The sequence below is a fragment of the Pedobacter sp. 22163 genome (assembly GCF_052045595.1).
In the GTDB taxonomy this organism is placed as follows: domain Bacteria; phylum Bacteroidota; class Bacteroidia; order Sphingobacteriales; family Sphingobacteriaceae; genus Pedobacter.
Genome location: NZ_JBQEPM010000003.1, coordinates 467,320 through 489,575, shown reverse-complemented (window position 1 = coordinate 489,575; position 22,256 = coordinate 467,320). Strand labels below are relative to the sequence as shown.

Genomic DNA, 22,256 nt, shown 5'->3' with positions numbered 1-22,256 from the left:
TTTAACGTGCAACAAGAACTCATTAAAAAATATTTTGAAGGTACAGCAACCGAAGAAGAACGTACGGAAGTAGAACTCTGGTACGCTTCAGTACAGCTGCCTTTACAACAAGGACAAGACCAGCAAGCGGTGCGCTCGCGCATATATGCAAAAACCAAACAAGTAATAGATGCGGAACCCATTGTTAGAAAATTCCCGTGGCTTAATTGGCGCTTATTGAGCGCAGCAGCAGCAGTCCTGCTGATTGCAGGTGTTGTTTTTTTGATTTTTAACAGTCAGCAAAAAACGGAACGTAATGCTTTATTGGGTAATGCGCTAATGGGACACGATATTGCTCCGGGCGGCAATCAGGCGGTACTTACCCTTGCAGATGGACGCCAGATTTCTTTGGATACCGCTGCTGAGGGAAAATTAATGGCCTCAACTGGTTTGCAGGTCAGTAAAAAGAATGGGATAATTGTGTATTCGCCAACAAATGCAAATGCTTCGCCTGGCAGGTACAATACTTTAAGCACACCAAAAGGTGCACAATATGAATTGGTGCTACCTGACGGATCGCATGTATGGCTCAATGCGCTTTCGAGCATCCGTTATCCTGAAGTTTTCAGTATGAACCAGCGTAATGTTGAAGTGAAGGGCGAAGCTTATTTCGAAGTTGCCCATCAGCAAACGAAAGATAGAAAATTGCGAATCCCGTTTGTGGTAAAGGCGGGCACCGAACAGATTGAGGTATTGGGCACACACTTCAACGTACATTATTACCAGGGTGACCCGATGCGATTAACCACCCTGTTAGAAGGAGCTGTAAAAGTTTCCTCACGTGGAAAATCGGTGTCGTTATCACCAGGACAGGCTGCAGGAATAGAAAATGGAAAACAGGAAATCCAAAAGCTTAGCGATGTAAATACCGAATTGGCTGTGGCCTGGAAAGAAGGCGAATTTCAGTTTGAAGATGCCTCCGTGCCGGAAATCATGAACCAGGTTGCGCGTTGGTACGATGTGGAAGTAGTTTATCAGGGCGAAATTCCTCAAGAACATTTTAGCGGCAGGGTATCAAGAACAGAAAACCTTTCGCAGGTAATAGAAATCCTAAAACGCGGGGGAATCCGCTTTAAAATAAATGAACGTAAAATAACCGTCTATTAGATAAAATAATTCAGCTTGATCTTAAACTGGCCAGGCCAGTAAAAGATTACCGGTGTTTTGACAAAAAAACCGGAATGTACGCCAATACATCCCGGATAATATGGTCAGGCATCGTTTTTAAAAATCGACTAATTTCTTACAACTATCAACCCAACCAAACAAAAGTATGCAAATTTCTACTTTGTATCAACCATGGTATGCACTCAACAGATGCTACCGTAAACTATCGAAGATAATGAAGATATTTACACTGATTATGCTCATATGCTGTATACAGGTTAGTGCCACAGTGTACAGCCAGAATATCAGTATATCGGAGAAAAACATCAGTATTGAAAATCTTCTGGACCGGATCGGAAGACAGAGCGGCCACACTTTCTTCTATAATTCAGGGCTTTTCAAAAATTACCCGCTAATTAAGGTCAGCTTAAAAAATGTACCCTTAAACGAGGCGCTGACGAGGATTTTATCCAGTGCAGATCTCGATTTTTCCGTGGTAAATAATACCGTCGTTATCAGCAGGGCGGCGCCAAAACCCCTTGGCGAAGCCACTGGAATGAAAGCCAATATGCTGGTTACGGGTAAAATTACCACAAAAGATGGCAACGCACTGCCTGGAGTAACCATTACCGCAAAGGGCACCGGCGGTAAGCAGGTATGGATTTCGGATACCAAAGGGGTTTACACGGCACTGCTTACCAACGGAAATACCAGCTTGGTATTCAGCTATTTGGGCTACCTTAGTAAAGAAGTTAAAATTACAGAAAGCCGCAGACTGGATATTACCCTCGAAGAAAACAACAGTCAGCTCGATCAGGTACAGGTTTTGGCTTATACCACTACCTCTAAAAGGTTAAGTACTGGTAATTCTTATACCATTACCAGCGAGGAACTCGCAAAAAGCCCTGTTCCCAACGTATTGCAGATGATCCAGAACAAAGTTCCCGGTTTACAGATTATACAGAATACAGGGCAGGTTGGCGGATCGTTCAATGTAAAAATCCGCGGTATTAATGGTTTCAATAATGTTGATCCTTTATATATTGTTGATGGTGTGCCCTACCCTGCCGGAGGAACCAACTTTAACCCGAACGGAACATCGGGCGGGTTGCCAACGCTAGGCAATAACCGCAATGCGGGCACCCTTGCGCAACAGGGTGGAAATGCCTTAAATTACCTTAATCCAGAAGATATTGAAAGTATCGACGTATTAAAGGATGCTGATGCGACCGCAATTTATGGATCGAGGGGTGCTTATGGGGTAATTTTGATCACCACTAAAAAAGGCAGCTATAACAAAAACGGCGATCCATCTCTAAATATTAACCTCGACCGCGGTTTAAGTGTTGTGGGTACTTTTCCAGAGTTGCTGGGAACCTCAGATTACCTGATGCTCCGACGAGAAGCCCTTAAAAATGATGGCCTGGCTGTTGGTCCGGCAGATCTTGATCTTAATGGCACCTATCCCCTGGATGCAGAAACCAATTGGTCTAAAGAACTTACCGATTATAAGGCCTGGAGTACGCGTGTAAACCTGCGTTATAGCGGGGGCAGCGAACTCACCAGCTATTCGGTAAGTGGAAGCTTTAACGATCAGGGCAATGTTCTACGTTCAAAAGGCTATAACCGAGATGGTGGTCTTAAGGTTGATCTCAGTACAAACACCAAAGATAAAAAATTCAATGTAACGGTATCTACCCTGTTCAATTCTACGGTAAATACGATGCTGCCTTATGAATTTTCTGGCGATGCAGCAACTTTGCGTGCTCCAAACGGACCTTCTTATTTTAAACCTGATGGCAGCTTAAACTGGATCTCAAATGCAAACCCATATGCTTATATCAATACAGATTACCGTGGCGTAACCAACAATTTGCTAGGTAATACCACCCTACTTTACAAACCTGTTAAAGGCCTAACCATTAAAGCGCTTGTGGGATATAACCTGCTTACAGGTAACGAACTGCGCCAGGTACCCACAACTGTATTTGCCCCAACTGACATAACTGCAACAGCTCAGGCAAATAGTGCCAGTAATGTATATAACATCCGCACCTGGTCTTTCGAGCCATATGCCAGCTATATTACCGCATTGGGCAAGCGCGGGAATATTACCGCGATTGCAGGTGCTACCTACCAGGATAAAATGATTTACCAGAATCAGATTACCGGAGCAGGTTTTGTGGCTGATGCCCGTTTAAATAATCCATCGGCAGGGACAACGGTAACCACCAACTTCAATAAATCGTTAACCCGGTATATGGGCTATTTTGGGAACCTGAACTACAACTGGGCAAATAAATACATTGTTAACTTTAGCGCGAGATACGATGGATCTACCAAATTTGCGCCCGAAAACCGTTTTGGCTGGTTCGGATCAGTTGGCGGAACATGGATTTTTAGCGAAGAAAAACTCATTAAAGAAAACCTTCCTTTTTTAAGTTTTGGTAAACTGCGTGCAAGTTATGGTACCACCGGTGGCGATGGCATACCAAATTACTATTACCTGGCTACCTATTCAACTGGAACGCCATACTTAAACAATACGGTGTTTACTACCAGCGCATTGGCAAACAATACGTTGCACTGGGAATCGAATAAAAAGCAGGATTACGGAATTTCACTCGGCTTTTTAAAAGACCGCATTTTGATTGATGCAAGTTATTATAAAAACAAAGTCTCAGATCAATTGATCGGCCAGCCCCTTTCCAATGTAACAGGATTCTCAAGTGTTACGTTAAACTCTCCTGTTCTCATTCAGAATACCGGGCTTGAGTTTAGCTTATCAAGTTCCAATATCCGTGGGAAAAACTTTAGCTGGTCTACCAGTGCGGTAATGACATTACCCAAAAGCAAAGTAATCTCGATGCCTGAGCAATACCTTACCCCAAACTTTAATTATGTATTGGGCAAATCGGTCAGCAATATTAAAGTGTTTAATTATGTTGGCGTAAATCCTCAAACCGGCGAGTACAACTATCTTAATGCTGCAGGTGTACAAGGTGCCTATTTAACCGGGTTAACCGTCAGCGATAAAAATATTAATATAGATCTAGCGCCACGTTATTTCGGAAGTGTATCCAACTCATTCACTTACAAAAGTATCTCTTTAGACTTTTCGGTAGCCCTGGCAAACAAAATGGGCAGTAATTTTCAGGGACAATTAAGTTTCCTGCCTGGTTATTTCGATCGAAATACCACTTCATGGGCGCTTGACCGCTGGCAAAAACCTGGTGACGAAACAAACGTACCAAAGGCAACAACCAGTTTCATTAGCAGCGCCTTCGGTATGGCAACATTCAGACAGAGTTCCGGTGCTTACGAACGGGTGACCTATGCACGTTTGCAGAACCTGAGTTTGTCTTATTCGCTGCCTAAAGAATACTTAAAAAGGTTGCATGTAAATAACCTACGCATTACCCTGCAGGGCCAGAACCTGTTAACGATTTCCAAATACCGCGATCTGGATCCAGAGAATCTTTCGCTGATTTCGCTTCCACCATTAAAAGTATTTAACCTGGGTTTAAACGTTACGCTTTAATTTCAACGATATGAAAACTATTCAATCCTATATATTCATCATTTTTACTCTTTTCAGCATTTTTTTGAGCAGCTGTAAAAAGTTTTTGGAAATCCCATTGCCTACCGATCGTTTTGCCACCGAAGGTGCTTATCTGAATGATAACTCGACCGGCGCCGTACTTACCGGTATTTTCAGCACTGCCGCAGGGAGTATCCTTTATAACGGCACAAGTAATACGTTTGAAACCATTGGTTTCCGTACAGCTTTGTATGCTGATGATTTAACACAGATCCAGGCGGCCAGCGTAAATTCTATTGCTGCCACTACCTCGCAGTTTTACCTCAATGGACTTACCTCTACCAATTCTACACAGTGGATTACACTTTACCGTCAGGTTTACAACTGCAACCTTACCATAGAGAATATTGAATCGCATAAAAGCAATCTTGCCCGTTATAACCAGTGGATGGGTGAAGCATTGTTTATGCGCGCCTTTAGTTATTTCGATCTGGTAAACCTATACGGCGATGTTCCACTGGCATTGAATTCGGATTATGCTGTTACCAATTTTCTTCCAAGGGCACCAAAAACACAGGTATATGCGCAAATGGCGGCTGACCTTTTGAGGGCTGAAAGTTTATTGGGTGAAGCCTACCTTGATGGCCTTAGTGCAACTACCCCCAACCGCACCCGTCCTAATAAATTCGCGGCCGCTGCGTTACTTGCACGTGTTTATTTATACATGGAAAATTATGCCGGAGCAGAGGTTGAAGCCACTAAAGTAATCACCAATAGCGGGCTTTACCAGCTGCCAGCTCCTGCAAACGTATTTTTAGCCAACAGCAGTGAAACAATATGGGCCATTGCGCCGGTTACCGGAAGCGTGGTACGTGATTATTACCTGTACACCACGGCTCCTGCGGTAAACGCAACACAGGTTGCCCTCGCAAACATCAGTCCGGGTACAATGAGCACTACACTTTTAAACAGTTTTGAGACCAATGACCAAAGAATAAGCAACTGGACGGTTTTAAAAACCACTACTGCCGCGCCAGTTAATGGCCAGTTTTATTATCCGGCAAAATATAAATCGGTAGTAAACGGAACCGAATTTTTGATCCAGCTGCGCCTTGCAGAACAATACCTGATCCGTTCAGAAGCCCGTTTGAAACAGAATAACAACGTAGCCCTGGCTGTGCAGGATCTTAATATTATTCGCCAAAGGGCCAGGCCGGCTACTCCTACCAATGTTCTTCCTGATTATCCCGCAACAATTTCGCCGGAAGCCTGTATGGATGCCATTTTAAAGGAAAGACGCACAGAACTTTTCAGTGAATCGGGTCACCGGTTTTACGATCTGAAACGCACCGGTAAAGTTGATGCGGTAATGACTGTAGCTGCAGCGGCAAAAGGCACTACCTGGGCAAGCTGGAAACAGATCTGGCCAATCCCTTTAAATGATGTTCAATTAAACCCGAATTTAACACAGGCCCCAAATTACCAATAAAAACCTTCGGGCTACTACATTCCTGTAGTCCGATTTAACAAACTTTCATGAAAAAGATCCCTTACCGACTTTATTTTAAAGTCTTTTCGACCCTTATTGCCCTATATTTCTCCTTTTCTGCTGCTGCGCAGGTAAAAGACAGTACGGCAACCAATAGTGCAGGTGCCCGGATGCGCGTTTATAAAGCACTCATTACCAACAAAGCAAAGACCTACAGCAGTTTTGTGCGAGTACACCAGGTAGATGATAAATATTACCTCGAAATTCCCGATTCGCTTTTGGGCAGGGAAATCCTTACCGTGAACCGTTTGGGCCGTGCTGCCGCTGATTTCCGCTCGGCAGATAGTCCTTTCGGTTATTCGGGCGATCTTATTGGCGAAAATCTTTTTCACTTCGAAAAAGGCGCTGGCAACAAACTTTTTGTAAAAATGAAAAGTTACAAAGAAAGGGCAACCGATACCACCTTTAATGGCATGAAACGTTCGCTGGAGCGCAACAACTCCGAATCGCTCTTACAATCTTTCGCCGTTAAGGCAACAAACGACAGTACGCACACCACCGTAATCGAGCTTACCGAATACCTTAACCAGGATAATTTACTTTTTGGTTTCACACAGCAGGTTAAAGCAGCCAGCGGGCTCGGCATGATGCTAAACGATCGTTCTTATATCGAATCGGTTAAAGGATATCCCGACAATCTTTTCATCCGAATGGTGAGAACTTATAACAAGCCAATTTCTAAGGGAAGTTCGGCAATGGCTCCATTTACCTTTGAAATCAACAGTTCGATGATCCTGCTGCCAAAGCAGTTAATGGTCACTCGCACCGCTGATAAACGTGTTCCTTTTCAACAGGTTGATTATATAGATTTTGATCAGAATCCACTTGGCGTGGTCAACCTGGGTTATATTTACCGCTGGAGAATGGATCCTGCAAACTTGACAGATTATAACGTCGGAAAATTAAGCAAGCCAAAAGCTCCGATCAAGATGTACCTTGATGCGCATATCCCTAAAAAATGGCTTCCATATATTGCGGACGGGATTTTAAGCTGGAACAAAGCTTTCGAAAAAGCTGGTTACCAGAATGCTATCGAAGTGGTGATGCCCAGTGCAGATGCTAATCAGGTTTATCTCGAAAACGCTAATTTAAGCGGGGTAGTTTTTAAACCAGGTTTGGGCGATAGTTGGGGCAATATCATCCGCGATCCCCGCACCGGAGAAATCCTGCAGGCACAGCTAAACTTTTACTTGCAGGATCTAAACAAACTTTACAATCTATATCTTATACAAGCTGGTGCACTGGATCCGCAGTCACACCGCCCCACGTTTACCACTGAGCTAATGGGGCGGCTGCTTGCAGCATACATGAGCCAGCAGATGGCAAATGCACTTGGTTTAAAATCTAACTCAGGAGCATCTGCAACAATCAAAATCGCCAACATCAGAAATAACAGCTGGCTAAATAACCATGCCTTTAACGGATCTATTACCGACCAGGGCCTGATCAATTATCTTGCCCAACCGCAGGATGGTATCGATACTAAAAATTTATTGGCCAGGGTTTCGGAAAGCGACCTGTGGACCATCAATTGGGGCTACCGTTCACTTCCTTTTCCTGAAACTAAAACATTGAATAGCCAGATCCTTGAAAGAAGTAATGAGGGCTTGCAAATGTATTCGGGAGAAGCCCCTGCAGGTACCAATAAGACCATTCTAGATCCAAGGATACAAAGTGGCGATTTAAGTAATGATGCCATCCAGGCAGGAAAACTCGGTATTGCAAACCTTAAAAAAGTCGTAGCAAACTTGCTATCGTGGACCATCACCCCGGGAGAAGGCTATCAACCAGCAGGCGATGTTTATAAACAATTGGTAGCCCAGTATAATCAGTACCTACGCCATACGGCCAACCAGATTGGCGGTGTGTACATCGACATTAAAAACAGCGACCAAAAAGGTGATGTTTTTAGGTTTGTATCTTTGGCAAAACAGCAGGAAGCTTTGAGATTTATCCAACAGGAAGCTTTCAAAACGCCCCAATGGCTAAATTCCCCTAAACTTTATGCACGTACCGAAACCGATTTTGATATGGTGGGCAAAGTACAGAAAGAACTTTTGGGCGATTTATTGGACGGTAAAACCCTGGCTAAACTGGTAACGGCCGAAAGCAGTGGCGAAAAAGGTTACAGTCCGTCTGCTTACCTCAACGATTTATCAAACGGAATATTCTCAGAGCTTTATCGTCAAACCCCATTGGATAACAACCGCCGCGAACTACAAAAAGCATATGTGAATAAGTTGGTTGTACTGGTGCAGGCCATGGCGAAAAGCGATTCTGATCTCTCATCTGTGGTGCGGATGCATGCTACATCGCTGATGAAAAAAATCAAAGCTGCCAGTTTAACTTATAATGAAATCGCTGCAGCACACTTTACCGATCTTTACGAACGCCTTTACCTGGGGTTGCACAATCCTGCACAACCCGAAAGAAGCAATACTAACCCTTTTTCTACCTTACGATGAGAACCTATTTTTTATCCGCAGCCTTGTCGCTTAGCATCGTTATTACCTGCTCTTTTAACGGATCGGCACAACAGCGTAAAAATGCAAAAAAGGCAGGCGCTGCCCCTGCTGTAGCCCCTGCCACACTTCCTAAACCACCAGTGGTTCCAGCAAATCAGCCTAAACCCTACAAAGAGGTAATACCCGATGGCACCAAAACCAGTAAAGGTTTTATGCTTGTACATCAGGTAGGCGACCGTTATCTTTTCGAGATCCCGGATAGTTTATTCGGACGTTCGATTTTTACCGTTAACCGCCTTACCAAATCTGCCCAAGACTGGCGCAACCCACTTGGCGGATTATGCAGCTATGGTAACGATTGGATCGGACAGGCAATGTTCAGTTTCGAAAAATCAGGCCAGGATAAAATCGCCCTTAAGCTGATCAGTACCACAGATCGTGTAACGGACAACGACCCAGCCTTAGCAAAAGCCATTACAGAAAACAATTTTGAGCCTATTTATGCTATTTTTCCTATAAAAGCATACAATAATGAAGCAAAATCAGTTGTAATCGACCTTACCGATTACCTGAACAGTGATAATCCCATCTTTGGATATTTAAGCGGGCTAAAGTTATTTGCCATGCCAGGTACCTTCGTCCCTGAACGTTCTTTTTTAAGTTCGGTAAAGGCTTACCCAAAAAACATAGAGGTATCCAGCGCCCGCACTTATACTTCAGGAAATACCGTATTAACCGGCGAATACAACAGTTCGATCATCCTGCTTTCCAAAATACCGATGAAAAGCAGGGCGCTGGACGAACGCGTAGGCTTTTTCGGTATTACCCCTGCAGATTATAAAAGTTTTGATGCAGATGGCCATATCCGCAACCAGGCCAATATTTGGCGCTGGCATCTGGAACCAAAACCTGAAGACCGTGAACGTTATTTTAAAGGAGAACTGGTAGAACCCGCACAGCCCATCGTTTTTTATATCGATCCGGCAACGCCAAAAAAATGGATACCTTATTTAATTGCAGGGGTAAACGATTGGCAAAAAGCCTTCGAAAAGGCGGGCTTTAAAAATGCCATTATGGCTAAAGAAGTAGCCCCTGCCGATTCTACCTTCGATATCAACGATTCGCGGCACAATGTAATGGTTTACAAGGCTTCGGCCATTGGCAATGCCATGGGGCATTCGCTACAGGATCCACGCAGTGGCGAAATCATCGAATCGCATATCCAGTGGTATCATTCGGTGATGGAGGTACTTTACAAATGGTATTTTGTACAGGCCGGCGCCATTGATACCGCAGCACAGAAACCGCAATTTAGCGATGAGTTGATGGGGCAGTTAATCCGTTTTGTTTCTTCTCATGAAGTCGGTCATGCTATTGGCCTACGCCACAACTGGGGATCATCCTCTACCACCACCATTGCCCAGCTCCGGGATAAGGCTTGGGTAGAAGCACACGGCCATACCCCTTCCATTATGGATTATGCCCGTTTCAACTATGTTGCTCAGCCGGAAGATCAAATCGCCCAAAGCGGCATTTTTCCAAGGATTGGTGATTATGATACCTGGGCAGTTGAATGGGGTTACCGGTTAATGCCAGATAGCTTAACCCCTGATGCAGAGAAAAAAGCACTCGATAAATGGATTACCGAAAAGGTAGGTGCCAATAAAAGGCTGCGCTTTGGTATTGGTGATGACGCTACGGCAAAATATCCGCAGAACCAGCGCGAAGATCTGAGCGATGATGCAGTAATGGCCGGAACCTACGGAATCAGAAATTTGAAATTGATCAAAAAGAACCTAATAAAGTGGACCCAGGTTCCCGGTGCTTCCTATGATCGTACTGCCGATGTTTATAAGGCATTGGTCGATCAGTACGATTGGTACATCAAGCATGCCATCGCCTACATTGGCGGTATGGAATTTACACCAAGCAGCAATACCGATAATGCAGCTGTTTATGGCTTTGAGCCATTATACAAACAAAAACAGGCGGTCGCGTTCTTAAACCGTGAGTTATTTACCACACCAGAATGGTTACGTGACGATAAACTTTATCGTTTAAGCGGTGCTGATTTCAGTAGCATCCAAGCGATCCAAAAAAGGTCTCTACAGCTGTTATTGGATGAAAAGCTTTTTGATAAACTTCGTGCAACAGAAAATGCTGTTGGTAATAAAGGCTATGCTTTGAACGCATTTTTAAACGACCTATACAATGGCATTTTTTCCGAAGTAATCAAAGGCGGTCCGATCACTGCAAACCGGAGGTTTTTACAGAAAATATATGTAAACGAATTGATTGGCCTGATTTCTCTACTTTCAAAATCAGACGGAGACGGCGGATCACTGGTGAAAGCACAGGCTAAACAGTTGTTTATTGCATGTAAGGCCGATTTAAAGAAACCAATGGGCAACATTGAACGTGCTCATCTTGATGACCTGATAGTACGTTTGGATGATGCCTTAAACAGACCGCTACGGCTTAAGAGGTAAATTAATTATATGTAGAAGTAGTTAGTTAATAAAAAGGCGGCAACCTGGATGGGTGCCGCTTTTTATGCCCAATAAAGCAATATAATTTCTTAACTACCAACACAATAGATTGGCTGATAGCTACTTAACAGCCTTTACATTAAAAGAAAGCATAATACAGGGATAAAAACTCTTAAAGTTGGATATATTTTCCTTGAAGAATTATGTTCTCCTTGAAGCTCACCTGGTCTTTTGTCCGTTTAGTCTGTTTCTGAATATCTGCCTCTTTATCATTGCGATCAATCATGTATCTGACAACGGAAGTTCTTACCAAATCAGTCTGGCACTTGTTGTAAACAAAATGTGTTAGGTTTCCAGTTTAAAAACCCCTAATTTCACTATACAAAAGTAAGTGTTTTTAGGATATTCAGTCCTTATTTCGGTATTGCAACAAGATGGAAAAATTATATACCAAGGAAACATTACAAACTATGATCCAACCCGTAACAGATGCTATTTATGTGCTGAACGGCAAGTGGAAATTAGCAATTCTCATCTGCTTAACCTTTGAAAACATGCGTTTCAGGCGGTTGGCAGATGAAATCCCTCAGATTACCGACCGGATGTTATCCAAAGAGTTAAAAGAATTGGAAACGAATCTATTGATCAGACGGACAGTATCGCCAGCTGCCCCGAAAAGATTTGAATATTCGATTACCGATCATGGAAAATCACTGCATAATGTGGTTGTCGAGCTGCATAAATGGGGATTAAAACATAGAGAAGAGATTTTTAAAAGGTAAAAACCAAGCCGTTATGAGCAACAATAAATCAGACTTATTCTATACTGAGCTTGAGCAATCCAGCCTCCCGCTTGCAGAACTGTTTTCGTTAGATTCGGCCTTTAGTACGGTGCCAAATGACTGGAATGTTATTTTAACAGACATCAAAAATTCAACGGCAGCGGTTTCAGAAGGCAAGCATCAAACAGTAAATCTGATAGCTACCTCCACCATTGTCATAGTGCTTAACATTGCTTTTGGCAAAGAAATCGATGTGCCATTTTTCTTTGGGGGTGATGGGGCGACTTTCATTGTCCCATCCTCGATAAGTGGAGACATTATGGGGGCGTTAGGCCGCTTTAGGGCCAGCACGAAAACAAATTTTAATATTGATCTTAGGATTGGGAACATTCCTGTAAGGGATATTTATGCCGCCGGGTTTAAGCTGCAGATTGCCAAACACAGCAGATCCTCTGTTTTTTCAATGCCTGTTATCCTTGGGAACGGATTAAGCTATGCTGAAGAGCAGTTAAAGGGTAATACCTTTGATCCATTTAAGGCTTCATCCACTACAGTGGAAGCTGATTTAACTGGGATGGAATGCCGTTGGGACCAGATCCCTTTACCGGTAAACCAAGAGGAAGTGCTCACTTTACTGGTTATCGGAAAAACCGAAAGCCAGGGGACGATCTTAGGCAAGGTACTTGCAAGAATTGATGCCATTTATGGCAGTGATAAGCAGCGCCGTCCCATTTCAACAAAAAAACTTAAACTTAAATCGACCTACAATAGGCTTCGGAGTGAACTACTTGCGAAATACAATAAAGGCTGGCTTTCCCTTTATCTTGTGAACGGGATTTCCGGTTTACTGGCCTATTTTTATTTCATGACCAGTTCAGGTAAGCGGTACTTAAGTGATCTGGTGGAAATGTCAGATAACCTGGTGCTTGATGGGCGGATCAATACGGTCATTTCAGGTACAAGGGCTCAAAGGATCCAGCTTATCGAAGCCCTGGACAAACTAGAATCTGAGGGTGAGATTATCTTTGGCAGCCATATCAGTACTTCATCCATTATGTCCTGTTATGTCAGGGATATGAAAAACGCACACATTCATTTTGTCGATGGCTCCCAGGGTGGTTATACAAGAGCCGCCAGGGAGCTAAAAACTAAGAAATTAAAGAGCCCACCAGATATGATCTGATGGGCTTCAGGAGAGATGCTTCTGCGTTCCAGAGATTATCCGCCATAAGTAATGGCTAGTGTAACGGGTACATTCAACGCTTTGGAGACAATGCAATTTGCCTTTGCACCTTCCGCTATTTCTGTAAATGTTGCCTCACTCACCCCATCAATAATGCTTGCTTTTAATTCCAGATGAATGCCGGTAATGCTTAATGCCTGCATGTCAAGGTCAACGATTGCATCAGTATAAATATCGCCTGGGGTAATGTTGTGATGTTCCAATGTTGCGCTAAGGGCCATCGAAAAACAACCTGCATGTGCTGCTGCAATTAGTTCTTCTGGATTGGTACCGATGCCATCGGCAAAACGGGTTTTAAATGAATATTGGATCTGATCAAGTACGGCACTTTGTGTGCTGATTTCTCCTTTACCTTCTTGTAAAGTTCCGTTCCAATGTGCTTTTGCTGTGCGTTTCATAATTTTTAGTATGATATAAAAAGAATACGTTGTTTAATTTTTATTGATTTATTTTTATTATCTGCTTTCGGTAATTAAGATATCGGCCAATTTAACCGGCATGGAAATGAATGGGGTATGGCTGCTTTGAAGGGTGTATACCTTTGCCACTTTACCCATCTTTACCATGTATTGCTGCGCAGGATAGCTGATCGCATTATCATTAACCGTATGAATATATACCTTTCTGATGCTTCCGAAATTTTTATCGGTCAACTGTACAGGTGTGGCAAGTGGGGCTAACGGTTCGGCTTTAATATGGGCAGCAAGGTACTGCTTAACCTGCGCAGGTGCATCTGCGGCAAAAATGTCTGCTACGGCATCTTTTGCGATTATTGCTGCACCGTGCTCCTGGTCAATGGTCAGGGATTTACCGATATGGGAAGCAGGATCCTGTTTTGCCAGGGATAAAAGACTGTCGCCGTTATGTGGTAAGGCTGCTGCAAGGAAGATCAGGTCTTTAAACTGGGCTGGAATTTCTTCCGCTACCTGGCTGATTACAAGACCGGCGAAACTGTGTCCTACTAAAATCACATTGGTACGGCTTCCGATGGCCGCCTTTACCTGATCAACATAGGTTTTGAAAGTAATGCCTGCAAAAGAGGTGCTGTCTTTCCCGTGGCCTGCAAGATTAACATTGATCACTTCATCACCCCCGGCTTTTAGCAGAGGGGTTACAGCATCCCAGGAAGATGCATCCGACCACGCGCCATGAACAAGCACAATTGTTTTAGCATTTTTGTGGGTTGCTTTTTGGGCCTGAGCAGTAAAACCTAGTACACTCATTGCCATCATTAATATTGTTGTTTTCATCTTGTTTAATGCCTAATTGTTTAGGACAATACAAACATCGAGAGATGCCGCAGCAATAAGTTTAACCCAGGTTAATATCGAAGAATGAGCTAGAATTCTGAAAAGGCATTTGGTTGCTTTAATGTTTGCGCCTGCCAATCAACAATATTGTTACCCCAACACTATACTGTATGTTAGTATTCTATGCATTTAAAATCTATAATTTTAGGGCATGTTAGAGCATACAACAGAAATAGATTTATTACGCACGGTTTTGGGATCTGCCGGTATGAAGCCGGAAGCATTTGAATTGTCCCTGCCCCACTGGAAAGTGAAACAATATAAAAAGGGGGAGTTTTATAACGAATATAAAAATGTCTGCAAGCACCTGGGTTTTGTGATCCATGGCGTGTTTAGGATCTATCGGGTAAACAGTGAGACGGGTGAGGAAAAGAACATGCTGTTTTTTACCGATCGCCAGTTTGTGGCATCCTACAAAAGTTTTATGAGCCAGACCGCCTGCGAGTATTATACCGAGGCCATGGCTGATTCGCTTATCCTGTACATCCATATCGATCACCTCAATGCGCTTTACGGGCAATCACACCAGTGGGAACGCTTTGGAAGGATCGTCGCCGAAACGGCTTTTCATGAGGTAATGACCAATACAGAAGGGTTTTTATTTAAGACCCCCGAAGATCGTTACAGGGAAATGATGGAAAAACATCCAAATATTTTTAATTCGGTACCCGGTTACCATATTGCCTCTTATCTGGGGATCCAGGGGCCTTCACTGAGCCGCATCCGTAAAAGAATGGTTGGAAAGTAAGGCTCATTAACTTACCTCGCTCCCTGGTTTCTGGCTTGCAAAGATCCGCTATTTTTTTTAGGGGATTTTCGATTTTAACCCAGGTTAAACTTATCCGCATGTTATATCCGGATGTTTGTGATGTCCTAAACAATTAGGCATCTCAGATCATGAAAAAAAATATATTAACCTTACTTTCTGTAGCTACTGCTACTATTATGTTCTCATCTTGTTCAAAAAAAATCTTGATGATATGAAACCCACTGCCAAAAATTATGTTCTAGTACACGGTGCATGGCAGGCTCCCTATGTATGGGATGCGGTAAAAACAAGCCTGATCAATGAAGGCAATAATGTGACGGTGGTTGAACTTCCGGGCCACGGCAGCGACAATACTGTTCCTTCAACAATTACTTTAAATCTTTACAGGGACAAAGTGGCTGATGCTTTATCAAAAATAAACGGCAAAGTTATCCTGGTAGGCCATAGCCTCGGTGGTATGATCATTTCAGCCGTTGCCGAGCAAAATCCTTCGAAGATTGAAAAGCTTGTTTATCTTGCTGCTTACTTACCGACTTCCGGACAATCGCTTTTTGACCTGGCCGGTACCGACGCAGGATCAAGCCTTGGAGGTTCAGTTAACGGACAAAAAATACTTACGCAAAACGATGCTAACGGAACCCTGGAGGTAGCACAAGATCAGATTGTAAGCATATTTATCCAGGATGGGTCCTCTCAGGTTCAAAACCTTGTTTTAAAAAATTACCGTCCCGAACCAGCCATTCCATTTATTACACCGGTGATACTGACTGCTGCTAATTTTGGTTCTGTTGAGAAAGTGTATATCAAAACCTTACAGGATCACGTGGTATCGCCATCACTGCAAAACCGTATGATTAGTGCCGCAGGTGTAAAAACGGTATACCAACTAAACACAAGCCACTCTCCATTCCTTTCAAAACCCGATTCTGTAGTTGCATTACTAACTAAAATAGGAAAATAAAAGCCGGATTTTAATAATATATCATCCGTGAAACCGCCTCCTAAGTTAATTATGGGGCGGTTTTTTTGAATTAACACACACTAAAGAGGCCTAGTAATTTACTCTACGGTAGTGGTATAGGTTTTGGTCTCCCATTGTACCCTAACAGTTGTACGCTTGTTTTTGGCGACAAGAATTTGAAAAGTTGGCTCAGCACCTACACCCAGGTGTAAGTTTACAGGTGTTTGGTTTTTAAGGATATAAAAGCTGATTGGTCCATCTTTACTATGTTTCACTGCAGATGAAAAATCATTTTCAATGGTACTAAAAGGTACTGCAGTATCAAATCTGAAGCCACTTAACTCACTGGTAATTTCAATGCTATAATCAGACCTATCTGTTACGATAACATTTAGTAACCCTACAATTCGTTCCATGATTACTTCTAAAGTTTGATTTTTATTGATGACTATGCCTATTTGTTTAGCAAAAAAAGTATCTGATGTTTTATAACGTTTATCTAAAGAGGAGAAAGACGGTTGCCAATACTGAAAGTTTGCTTGTGCATAGGGAGAATAAACCGGCGAGTTTTTATCAGCTTCATAAAACTGATTAATACCAAATTCGCTTTGCGAGCCAATAGCCACAAAATTATAGGTACCACTGGGAAGTTCGAAACTGATTTGTCCAAAGTTCGGTGTGCCAGGCAGCTGGGTTTGCCGTGCCACTTCGGCGCCAGTTTGTGTGTTGTAAGCCACAATACTTAACTGTTGGACGAAATTTTGAATAGGCTCGGTTGGGAAGCCGACATTGGGATCTCCTACGTTATGGTTGAGCCCCCCAATCTTAAAATCAATTTTATAATTCCTGATGATCACTACCGGTTCTCCAGGGAATTTTATACATGCCGATAGCATCAGTACCACCGTACATAAGATTAACATGGATTTTTTCATAAGGCTTTTTTATGTTCAATATAAGGATAACACAAAGGAAATCAGGCGATGTAGATCGACTGTATCGTTAATTGTGAAGTTTGGGCTAGGATTTTACAACTTTTTTTGATGCAAGGGCTGAAATGAGAAAAGTTATTTGAAGAGAGAATTATTCAAGAAGGAAATAAAGAATTGTACCATGTTTAAGATACATGCAGAAGACAGGATAGCTTTTTTGTATGTTTGGGTTAAACCCACTCAGCTAGCGCAAGTAACCCCTAATAAAGTCGCATTAGCCCCTATTGTGATTGATTTTTTACTACCATCTTTGTTAAGACAATGGAGCAGTAACCAATAAAAACGGGCGAACCGAAAAGCCAGATGAGTAGGATCAGAAAAAATCTATATTATGTCTAACAACCAAGTTTCCTTACACAGAGTAATTAAGGCATCTCCTGAAAAGTTATATCGTGCATTCATCGAGCCTGTAGCGTTAGCTTCCTGGATGCCACCTTACGGTTATCTGGGTACGGTGCAACATATGGATGTAAAGGTGGGTGGTACTTTTAAAATGTCGTTCCAGAATTTCACGACGGGTAATAGCAATTCTTTCGGAGGAGAGTATCTGGAGGTTAAACCGAGTGAGCTGCTAAAGTTCACCGATAAATTTGACGATCCTAACATGCCAGGAACCATCGTAAATACGATCAGACTAAAGAAGACTTCTGTAGGTACAGAATTGGAAATTTTACAGGAAAATATACCAGCTGCCATACCTGCCGAAATGTGTTACCTGGGTTGGCAGGAATCGTTAGAAAAATTGATTAAATTGGTAGAGCCAGAAATACCTGAGGGTTAATTCGTTTTAATGGCAGTTATTTCTAATACATGGGACTGTATCATGATATAAATTATAATCCTGATACAGTCTCTTTTATGTCAGCGACTATATTTTAGGCCTAATCTGAAAATTTCTCCTTTAAACTTTTAATGGTCTCTCCCATCATTTTTTTGAGTACATCGATATTTTGCCGGATAATTTATTGACATAAATACAGCCTTTACCCATTTTGAATTTCCCTAATCCCCTATTACTTCGCTCAGATTTATAGCGATGAGCGCCAAAACCAATCATGTTTGCACTCCAAATTCTGGCTTCAAAACCAGTATGATAATCTTACACGATTTTAAGTAAAATGCATTATATTTAATCGACTAAGGAACTTCTAAAAGCTTTAAGGCTTAATCCTCTCTGCGATTTGAAAAATTTATTCAAATGACTTTCGTCCGTAAACCCCAGCTCATATGCAATTTCATTGATCCGCATGTTACTGAAACGTAAACGTGCCTCAACCAGTTTAATCCTTAAATTGGCAATATATTGCTGAAGCGTTTCGTTGGTATGTTTCTTGAAATACTTACCAAAATAATTCTCAGAAATACCAAACTGGCTGCTCAATTTTTCGGCCCTTAATTTCTCCGGGTTATAAATATTCGCCTGAATATAGTTTAGTAAGGCCAGCGTTTTCTCTTCAGCATCTTCTTTAATCGCGGCAGGCAGGTATTTGGCAATATTTCTGGCTACTACAACAATCATCGTATCTACCATTTTTGCAATTAGCTCTTTGTTATACAGATCGCGGTTTACATATTCGGCAATCATCGCATCAATAAGCGACCTGATAAAAGGTTTATCTGAAAAGTTTTTTAGGATACAGCCTGGCTGATGACTGGCATTCTGCAGAATATATTCCATCCGCTGTACATCATCGGTACGGAACGCTTTCGACCGGATATATACATTTCCGAAACGGAGAAAGAAAAATTCGGTAGTGGTTTCGATCTCAAACGAATGGCAATCTTCAGGCGTAATGAGAAACATATGGCCGGCAGAGTAATCAAATTTATTGTTATTGATACATTGTTTTCCCGTACCTGATAAAATGTATACCAGTTCGAAAAATAAATGTTTATGTCCTTCTTTCGGACATTCATCAAGCTTTTTATAAACAATTTCAAAAGGTTCGTATAGGGTTTCTTTATTCATTTTGTATTAACCATAGCGCAAATTTACCAATTAAAAGCAAATTTATACTGAATAATAACACTATATCAGTTTATATTTGCCTTACAGAAATCATAAAAATTGTATATTAATAATAAAGAGACAATGAAAGCCATAGGATTTAAAACCTCACTACCCATATCAGCAGAAGAAAGTTTTATCGAATTTGAAACAGCTGTTCCACAACCCAGCGGACGCGATATACTGGTTAAGATAAATGCAATCAGTGTAAATCCGGTAGATTATAAAATACGCCAGAACAGCGCTAAAGATACTGTATTGGAAACGCCGAAGGTGATTGGCTGGGATGCTACCGGAACGGTAGAAGCTGTTGGAGAAGCAGTTACTTTTTTTAAGCCAGGCGATGCGGTTTATTATGCTGGCGACCTTACGCGCAGTGGCAGTAACGCCGAGTATCAATTGATAGATGAACGTATTGTAGGCTTAAAGCCAAGCACACTCAGCAATGCCGAAGCTGCTGCTATGCCCTTAACTGCACTTACAGCATGGGAATCGTTATACGACCGTATCCGCATCAGTGAGCAAAAAGATAAAGGAAAAAGCATACTTATTATTGGAGGTGCCGGTGGCGTAGGTTCTATTGCCATACAGCTCGCAAAAAAAATAAGCGGACTAAAAGTAATTACCACAGCCTCGCGTACCGAAACGAAAGAATGGTGCCTGGCTATGGGAGCCGATCTGGTAGTAGACCATAAAAACCTGGTTGAAGAAATACGTACGGCAGGTTATCAGGAAGTAGACTTTATACTGGACTTTGTCGATTTAAATGCGTATTGGGATGTTATAGTAGAATTGATCAAACCTCAGGGACATATTGTTTCCATTACCGGTTCAGCCACTCCTATTGCACTGAATAAGTTAAAAAACAAAAGTGTTACTTTTTCGTGGGAATTGATGTACACCCGTTCGATGTATCAAGCCGATGATATGGAAGAGCAACACCATATTTTAAACAAACTTGCCGAACTTTTTGATAATGGCACGCTTAAAACGACGTTAAATACCACATTGAGTGGATTTACAACAGAAAACCTAAAAGAAGCGCACCGCTTATTGGAAAGCGGAAAAACAATTGGTAAGGTTGTAATCGAATATTAGGGATTTATAGGTTGCGAGGAATCGTCATTGCGAGAAGGCTTTTTCAGCCGACGAAGCAATCTTTACAGCAAGGATCACTACATGAAAGATTGCTTCGTCGTTCCTCCTCGCAATGACGACTTTTCTTTAGAATACATCAGTGGTAGCGTGTTGATGGACCGGTTTTCATCGAGAGGCTTATTGTGACGAATTAACATCGATTATAAATCATATTACAGCCTTAATTGCTTTCGCTTAGCCGTAAAACAAGAAAAGGCTACTCCTTTCGGAGCAACCTTCCCGTATTTTTGATCGATAAAATAAATTGGGCGGGTTATTTTTTCCCGCTCATATCCAGAAAAATGGATTTAATGCCTTCTAACAGTTCTTTTCTTTCGCTTGCCAGCACCAATGGAAACCATTCGTCGGTGTGTAATTCTACAACATGCTCATGAATCAGGTAATGCCTGCCGGATCTAACCCTTCGCCGATTGCCTGGAATGATTGTTCCAGATAACATTTTGATTATAATTTTCGTAATCATCCTGATGTATTTCGGAGAATCCTCATATTTACAATCAATAAAAAGGATCCACAATCCGTTCATCGTATTGTATTGTATACTTGCTTTCATTTATGAAGCTTATTAAAGATGATTACTAAGGAATACCCGTTTTATAAACTGAAGCCCCAGGCGATTCTGAAGCCTACAAAGTTGTTCGTATGGTCGCAGTGATAGAATTTGCCATTGCTTTCATAGCGTAATCCTGCATCGATGTAATTATTGTTGTGCAGATAAAATATCATTCCTGCCTGCGGCGCGTATACAAATGCAGCTTTTTTACCTTCAACACAGTTTGTTTTATTTAAAAGGAAGGAGAAACCTATTTCCGACTGCAGATAAAGGTTACTTCTGTAGAAATATTTTAAGCCAGCTTTAACTGGTACAAGCTGTAAATCATCAACCAGGCGGGAGTAATTGCCCGATACAAAAATGTTATTGAATCCGGTATTTACTGAAGCATATAAAATTCTTTCAGTAATGGGAAACTCTGCCTGAACGGAAACGCCAAGTGGTGCCTCGTACTTTTTGGCCAAATAGCCAGTTGCCAAACCTGTTTCGATACCAACGGAATACCGAATACCTGTACCACCGTAAACCTGCGATTGTGCTTTAGCGCCTTGAAAAGCAAACAATGGTAACAGTAGAGTTAATGCGTTAATTGTTTTCATGATTTCGAAATTTTTGTGAATAGAAATCCATCACCATAAGTATACTTATGGCGAATTATTTAGAGAGATACTATAAAAAAGGGAGAGTTTACTGAATGCAAACCCTAAGAAGATTGGTTATAAGATAAATTAAAATACCTGCAATAGCTTAAGAAATAGACCGATTGTTATTTCTTGGCATAGTATGATGTGAAACCGTTTCTGAAACACTTTTTTCTATGTTATTATTGCTTAATATTTCGTTGTATTTTTCAAGTAACTTGATGTATTTATTCATCCAGAAGTATACAGAATTTGCATCACCCCTGGTTTGATCCCCTGTAGGTGCATCAAAAGCTTCATGGATATGGTTACTGTTTTTGGCAAAAGTTTCGGGTAACTCAACAGAAAAATCATGACCGATTACGGTACCCACTTTCCAAATAATTTCAGGATTTAGACTTTTCTGGTCAAACCAATTGTAAATAGTTCTTCTACTTACATTTAATTTCCGGGATAATTCACTTATTCCCATTCTGTCTCTGCGCACAACACGCTCAAGAACTTGGCCTACATTTAAACTCATAGCAGTTAATTTAATTTAAAATAAAATATTTAAATTCGATCAACAATCTGGGACGACTATTACTATTTAATGCAATTTAATAATTATTTCACGAACAAAAGTTAAAATAATTATATTAGGGTATTT

18 protein-coding genes are annotated in these 22,256 nt (G+C 41.7%); 11 read left to right on the top strand and 7 right to left on the bottom strand.

Features of this window, described 5'->3' with window-relative positions; genetic code table 11:
* The first annotated feature begins 6 nt into the window (after window positions 1-6).
* From ACTJKN_RS10440 to ACTJKN_RS10410, 7 genes are all read left to right on the top strand, one after another.
* Window positions 7-1,146 carry a FecR family protein gene (locus ACTJKN_RS10440; protein ID WP_440824728.1) on the top strand — a complete coding sequence of 380 codons (1,140 nt, stop codon included), beginning with the start codon at window positions 7-9 and terminating at the stop codon, window positions 1,144-1,146.
* Between the two features lie 235 nt (window positions 1,147-1,381).
* Window positions 1,382-4,687: a SusC/RagA family TonB-linked outer membrane protein gene (locus tag ACTJKN_RS10435; protein ID WP_440824726.1), complete on the top strand. Its 3,306-nt coding sequence runs from the start codon at window positions 1,382-1,384 to the stop codon at window positions 4,685-4,687.
* 10 nt (window positions 4,688-4,697) lie between these two features.
* A complete protein-coding gene (locus tag ACTJKN_RS10430; protein ID WP_440824724.1) occupies window positions 4,698-6,176 on the top strand; it encodes a RagB/SusD family nutrient uptake outer membrane protein in 1,479 nt (492 codons plus the stop codon).
* Between the two features lie 47 nt (window positions 6,177-6,223).
* A complete protein-coding gene (locus ACTJKN_RS10425) occupies window positions 6,224-8,701 on the top strand; it encodes a zinc-dependent metalloprotease (RefSeq protein WP_440824722.1) in 2,478 nt (825 codons plus the stop codon).
* On the top strand, window positions 8,698-11,190 hold the full coding sequence (locus ACTJKN_RS10420) for a zinc-dependent metalloprotease (RefSeq protein WP_440824720.1): 2,493 nt from the start codon (window positions 8,698-8,700) through the stop codon (window positions 11,188-11,190). The genes ACTJKN_RS10425 and ACTJKN_RS10420 overlap by 4 nt, the downstream gene beginning before the upstream one ends.
* Window positions 11,191-11,624: 434 nt before the next feature.
* The gene (locus ACTJKN_RS10415) at window positions 11,625-11,972 is read left to right on the top strand and encodes a winged helix-turn-helix transcriptional regulator (protein WP_440824718.1); all 348 of its coding nucleotides are present in this window, start codon (window positions 11,625-11,627) and stop codon (window positions 11,970-11,972) included.
* 13 nt (window positions 11,973-11,985) lie between these two features.
* Window positions 11,986-13,155, top strand: a complete 1,170-nt coding sequence (locus tag ACTJKN_RS10410) for a DUF3095 family protein (protein ID WP_440824716.1) — start codon at window positions 11,986-11,988, stop codon at window positions 13,153-13,155.
* A 35-nt stretch (window positions 13,156-13,190) separates the two neighbouring features.
* On the opposite strand, the gene ACTJKN_RS10405 is transcribed toward ACTJKN_RS10410, so the two are convergent.
* Entirely contained in the window at window positions 13,191-13,613 is a 423-nt protein-coding gene (locus ACTJKN_RS10405; RefSeq protein WP_440824714.1) for an OsmC family protein, read from the bottom strand.
* A gap of 57 nt (window positions 13,614-13,670) precedes the next feature.
* A complete protein-coding gene (locus ACTJKN_RS10400) occupies window positions 13,671-14,465 on the bottom strand; it encodes an alpha/beta fold hydrolase (RefSeq protein ID WP_440824712.1) in 795 nt (264 codons plus the stop codon).
* A gap of 211 nt (window positions 14,466-14,676) precedes the next feature.
* Here ACTJKN_RS10400 and ACTJKN_RS10395 point away from each other — a divergent pair, with 211 nt between their 5' ends.
* Window positions 14,677-15,273, top strand: a complete 597-nt coding sequence (locus ACTJKN_RS10395) for a Crp/Fnr family transcriptional regulator (protein ID WP_440824710.1) — start codon at window positions 14,677-14,679, stop codon at window positions 15,271-15,273.
* A 232-nt stretch (window positions 15,274-15,505) separates the two neighbouring features.
* Complete coding sequence (locus tag ACTJKN_RS10390; RefSeq protein WP_440824708.1) at window positions 15,506-16,255, top strand: alpha/beta fold hydrolase; 750 nt, start codon at window positions 15,506-15,508, stop codon at window positions 16,253-16,255.
* Window positions 16,256-16,353: 98 nt separating this feature from the next.
* Here ACTJKN_RS10390 and ACTJKN_RS10385 read toward each other — a convergent pair whose 3' ends face one another.
* Window positions 16,354-17,190, bottom strand: coding sequence for a FimB/Mfa2 family fimbrial subunit (locus ACTJKN_RS10385; RefSeq protein WP_440824706.1), 837 nt, complete (start codon window positions 17,188-17,190; stop codon window positions 16,354-16,356).
* A 388-nt stretch (window positions 17,191-17,578) separates the two neighbouring features.
* Here ACTJKN_RS10385 and ACTJKN_RS10380 point away from each other — a divergent pair, with 388 nt between their 5' ends.
* Entirely contained in the window at window positions 17,579-18,028 is a 450-nt protein-coding gene (locus ACTJKN_RS10380) for an SRPBCC family protein (protein ID WP_440824704.1), read from the top strand.
* A gap of 348 nt (window positions 18,029-18,376) precedes the next feature.
* On the opposite strand, the gene ACTJKN_RS10375 is transcribed toward ACTJKN_RS10380, so the two are convergent.
* Window positions 18,377-19,216: an AraC family transcriptional regulator gene (locus tag ACTJKN_RS10375; protein ID WP_440824701.1), complete on the bottom strand. Its 840-nt coding sequence runs from the start codon at window positions 19,214-19,216 to the stop codon at window positions 18,377-18,379.
* A gap of 123 nt (window positions 19,217-19,339) precedes the next feature.
* Between ACTJKN_RS10375 and ACTJKN_RS10370 the strand changes: the two genes are divergently transcribed.
* A complete protein-coding gene (locus tag ACTJKN_RS10370; RefSeq protein ID WP_440824699.1) occupies window positions 19,340-20,353 on the top strand; it encodes a zinc-binding alcohol dehydrogenase family protein in 1,014 nt (337 codons plus the stop codon).
* 313 nt (window positions 20,354-20,666) lie between these two features.
* On the opposite strand, the gene ACTJKN_RS10365 is transcribed toward ACTJKN_RS10370, so the two are convergent.
* The 3 genes from ACTJKN_RS10365 to ACTJKN_RS10355 all read right to left on the bottom strand — a co-directional run bounded on the left by ACTJKN_RS10365 (window position 20,667) and on the right by ACTJKN_RS10355 (window position 22,130).
* Complete coding sequence (locus ACTJKN_RS10365; protein ID WP_440824697.1) at window positions 20,667-20,966, bottom strand: hypothetical protein; 300 nt, start codon at window positions 20,964-20,966, stop codon at window positions 20,667-20,669.
* A 41-nt stretch (window positions 20,967-21,007) separates the two neighbouring features.
* A complete protein-coding gene (locus tag ACTJKN_RS10360) occupies window positions 21,008-21,565 on the bottom strand; it encodes a hypothetical protein (RefSeq protein ID WP_440824695.1) in 558 nt (185 codons plus the stop codon).
* Between the two features lie 148 nt (window positions 21,566-21,713).
* The gene (locus ACTJKN_RS10355) at window positions 21,714-22,130 is read right to left on the bottom strand and encodes a helix-turn-helix domain-containing protein (RefSeq protein WP_440824693.1); all 417 of its coding nucleotides are present in this window, start codon (window positions 22,128-22,130) and stop codon (window positions 21,714-21,716) included.
* Window positions 22,131-22,256: the final 126 nt, after the last annotated feature.

Coding starts and splice junctions, on each gene's coding strand:
- ACTJKN_RS10435 (WP_440824726.1), top strand. CDS start 1,382: ATGAAGATATTTACACTGATTATGCTCATATGCTGTATACAGGTTAGT.
- ACTJKN_RS10430 (WP_440824724.1), top strand. CDS start 4,698: ATGAAAACTATTCAATCCTATATATTCATCATTTTTACTCTTTTCAGC.
- ACTJKN_RS10425 (WP_440824722.1), top strand. CDS start 6,224: ATGAAAAAGATCCCTTACCGACTTTATTTTAAAGTCTTTTCGACCCTT.
- ACTJKN_RS10420 (WP_440824720.1), top strand. CDS start 8,698: ATGAGAACCTATTTTTTATCCGCAGCCTTGTCGCTTAGCATCGTTATT.
- ACTJKN_RS10415 (WP_440824718.1), top strand. CDS start 11,625: ATGGAAAAATTATATACCAAGGAAACATTACAAACTATGATCCAACCC.
- ACTJKN_RS10410 (WP_440824716.1), top strand. CDS start 11,986: ATGAGCAACAATAAATCAGACTTATTCTATACTGAGCTTGAGCAATCC.
- ACTJKN_RS10405 (WP_440824714.1), bottom strand. CDS start 13,613: ATGAAACGCACAGCAAAAGCACATTGGAACGGAACTTTACAAGAAGGT.
- ACTJKN_RS10400 (WP_440824712.1), bottom strand. CDS start 14,465: ATGAAAACAACAATATTAATGATGGCAATGAGTGTACTAGGTTTTACT.
- ACTJKN_RS10395 (WP_440824710.1), top strand. CDS start 14,677: ATGTTAGAGCATACAACAGAAATAGATTTATTACGCACGGTTTTGGGA.
- ACTJKN_RS10390 (WP_440824708.1), top strand. CDS start 15,506: ATGAAACCCACTGCCAAAAATTATGTTCTAGTACACGGTGCATGGCAG.
- ACTJKN_RS10385 (WP_440824706.1), bottom strand. CDS start 17,190: ATGAAAAAATCCATGTTAATCTTATGTACGGTGGTACTGATGCTATCG.
- ACTJKN_RS10380 (WP_440824704.1), top strand. CDS start 17,579: ATGTCTAACAACCAAGTTTCCTTACACAGAGTAATTAAGGCATCTCCT.
- ACTJKN_RS10375 (WP_440824701.1), bottom strand. CDS start 19,216: ATGAATAAAGAAACCCTATACGAACCTTTTGAAATTGTTTATAAAAAG.
- ACTJKN_RS10370 (WP_440824699.1), top strand. CDS start 19,340: ATGAAAGCCATAGGATTTAAAACCTCACTACCCATATCAGCAGAAGAA.
- ACTJKN_RS10365 (WP_440824697.1), bottom strand. CDS start 20,966: ATGAAAGCAAGTATACAATACAATACGATGAACGGATTGTGGATCCTT.
- ACTJKN_RS10360 (WP_440824695.1), bottom strand. CDS start 21,565: ATGAAAACAATTAACGCATTAACTCTACTGTTACCATTGTTTGCTTTT.
- ACTJKN_RS10355 (WP_440824693.1), bottom strand. CDS start 22,130: ATGAGTTTAAATGTAGGCCAAGTTCTTGAGCGTGTTGTGCGCAGAGAC.